Genomic DNA, 2,673 nt, shown 5'->3' with positions numbered 1-2,673 from the left:
GGCGGTTACGCTGCCAAGCTCTCCGAGACGGCCCTGCGGGCAAAACGCTCGGGGCTCTACGGGCCGGGCTGGCGCGACCGGGCCCTCTCCGCGGAGACGATCCAGCTCTACGCCCGGGCCCAGGATGAGATTGCCGCACGGGGCGCCACCCTGGTGGCCGATCCCTTCGCGGGCAGCGGCTTCGCGGACCTCGGCCAGCCCGTCGCCGGCCTCGATCACTACGATGCCCGGGGCATCGAGAGCGTGCTCTACGACCTCCACCACTATCTGCAACGGCTCGGTCCGCAGGCCGCCTACCGGACCCTCGCCGAATTCGATGCCGCCACGAAGGCGGAAGATCCCCTGGCCCCGGGCGGCGTCCTCGACTGGATGAATCAGGTGCCGGCCTTCGCGGCCTGTCGCGCGGATCCCCTCGCCCCGCCGGATCTCTCGGATTTCCTGGCGGCGCGCGAGCGCTACCTCGACATCTTCACCGCGGTCATGGCGGAGCAGGGTCTCGACGCCCTGGTCTTCCCTCAGACCCGCGACGCGGTGCCGGCCCTGCACGGGTCGGAGACGATCCACGAGACCACCGTGTGCGAGATCAACATCGCCGGGCTGCCGGGCGTGGTCGTGCCGGCCGGCCGCTACGCCTCGGGCTCGCCCTTCTGCCTGATCTTCGTCGGGCCGCTCTGGAGCGAGGCCGACCTCCTCGGGCTCGCCTACGATTACGAGCAGGCGACCCGCCACCGCGCGGCCCCCGACCTCCGGGCTTGAAGGGATAGCGCCCCGCCGTGAAGGCGGCGGGGCTACCCGGCCGGCAGAGCCGGCGTCGGCTCGGCGGGATCCTCCCGGCGCAGCGCGACGCCGCTGGTGCCCTGGGCCAGCATCGCCCGCAGCAGCGCCTCCATCTGCCCGGCGGCCGCCTCGACCGAAAGGCCGCCCTCCCGGATGTTCGAGATGCAGTTGCGCCGGGAATCGGGCAGCCCCGGCTCCGGGCCGAACGTGACGTAGCAGCCGAGGCTGTCCGAGGCCGACAGGCCCGGCCGCTCCCCGATTAGCACCACGACGCAGCGCGCCCCCAGCCGCGCCCCGATGGGATCGCCGATCGCCACCCGCCCCTGGCTCGCGACGACCACCGGGGCGAGGCTCCAGCCCGCCCGGCGCACCCGCGCCGCGAGCGCCGTGGCGGCGGGGACCGCGTTCAGCGCGACCGCCGTCGCCGAGAGCCCGTCCGCGATCACGATGGCGACGTCGAAGCCCGGCCCGTGACCGTCGAGCACCGTGGCGGATTCCGGAGCGAGGCTGCGGCCCCGGTCCGGCCGGCGCAGGTACTCCGTCCGGTCGGACACGGCGGAGCGGACCTCCACCGACTCCAGGCCCTGGGCCCGCAGCGCTGCGCCGATCGCGGCCGCGTCGAGGGGCGTCCAGACCGCCTCGCGGGCGCGGGCATGGTCGAGGCCGAAGGCGAGCGCCGCGCCGGTGGGAAGGCCGGCGCCGTGCGCGCCCAGGGCGATGCGGGCCTGGGTCAGCCCGCGCAGATCGCGCAGCGTCGGGGTGCCCGGCTTGACCGGCTTCGCCGGGTCGCTCACGCGGCCCGCCCGGGCAGGAGCCGGGAGGCCGCGGCGAGGGCCGGGGGCAGCACGCCCGTGGCGCTGGTGAGCCGGCCCTGCGCGTCCGTGATGCGCACGTCCCGGAGCCACGCCTCGAATTCCGGGGCCGGCGGACGGCCCAGGGTCTCGCGGGCGAAGACCGCGTCGTGGTGGGACAGCGACTGGTAGTTCAGCATCACGTCGTCCGCCCCCGGCACGGTGATGACGAAGTTGACGCCGGCTGCGCACAGCAGGGTCAGGAGCGCGTCCATGTCCTCGCCGTCGGCATCGGCGTGGTTGGTGTAGCAGACGTCCACGCCCATCGGCAGGCCGAGCAGCTTGCCGCAGAAGTGGTCCTCCAGCCCGGCCCGGATGATCTGCTTGCCGTCGTACAGGTATTCGGGGCCGATGAAGCCCACGACCGTGTTGACGAGGAGCGGGTCGAACTCGCGCGCCACCGCGTAGGCGCGCGCCTCCATGGTCTGCTGGTCGACGCCCCAATGGGCGTCGGCCGAAAGGGCCGAGCCCTGGCCGGTCTCGAAATACATGACCTGGCCGCCCGCCGGGCAGCGGCCCAGCGCCCGCGCCGCCTCCGAGGCCTCGCGCAGGACGGCGAGGTCGACGCCGAAGCCGGCATTGGCCTTCTGCGAGCCCGCCACCGACTGGAACACGAGGTCGACAGGCGCGCCTTTCGCCATGGCCTCGATCGCCACGGTGACGTGGCCGAGGCAGCAATGCTGGATCGGCACGTCGAGGCGCAGCCGCAGGGTCTCCAGAAGCTCGACGATGCGGATGTAGTCCGGCAGGGAATCGGTGGCCGGGTTCACGCCGATGACCGCGTCGCCCGAGCCCATCAGCAGGCCGTCGAGGGCCGAGATCAGGATGCCCTCGGACGAGTCGGTCGGATGGTTCGGCTGGTTGCGGGTGGCAAGGCGTCCGGGCAGGCCGATCGTGGAGCGGAAGCGCGTCACGACCGGCCGCTTGGCGGCGACGGCGACGAGGTCCTGCAGCCGGCAGATCTTGGAGACCGCCGCGACCATCTCGGGCGTGAGAACGGGCGAGAGGGCGGCGAGCGCCTGCGCGTCGGCGGCGGGGAGAGCAG

At 73.7% G+C, this 2,673-nt stretch carries 2 protein-coding genes and 1 pseudogene; 1 reads left to right on the top strand and 2 read right to left on the bottom strand.

The features are described 5' to 3' along the window. Positions 1 to 756: pseudogene (locus tag I53_RS34055) on the top strand (amidase); the annotation flags it as partial. A gap of 32 nt (positions 757 to 788) precedes the next feature. On the opposite strand, the gene eutC reads toward I53_RS34055, so the two are convergent. Together eutC and eutB are read right to left on the bottom strand one after the other, a co-directional pair. After that, positions 789 to 1,571 carry an ethanolamine ammonia-lyase subunit EutC gene (eutC, locus tag I53_RS18710; RefSeq protein WP_043353413.1) on the bottom strand — a complete coding sequence of 261 codons (783 nt, stop codon included), beginning with the start codon at positions 1,569 to 1,571 and terminating at the stop codon, positions 789 to 791. Next, positions 1,568 to 2,673 (bottom strand): ethanolamine ammonia-lyase subunit EutB (gene eutB / locus I53_RS18705; protein WP_043353411.1); only part of this gene is annotated, 1,106 nt, incomplete at its 5' end. The genes eutB and eutC, both read right to left, overlap by 4 nt.

Source organism: Methylobacterium sp. B1 (genome assembly GCF_000333255.1).
Classification (GTDB): Bacteria; Pseudomonadota; Alphaproteobacteria; order Rhizobiales; family Beijerinckiaceae; genus Methylobacterium; species Methylobacterium fujisawaense.
This window is presented reverse-complemented; position numbering and strand designations above follow the sequence as displayed.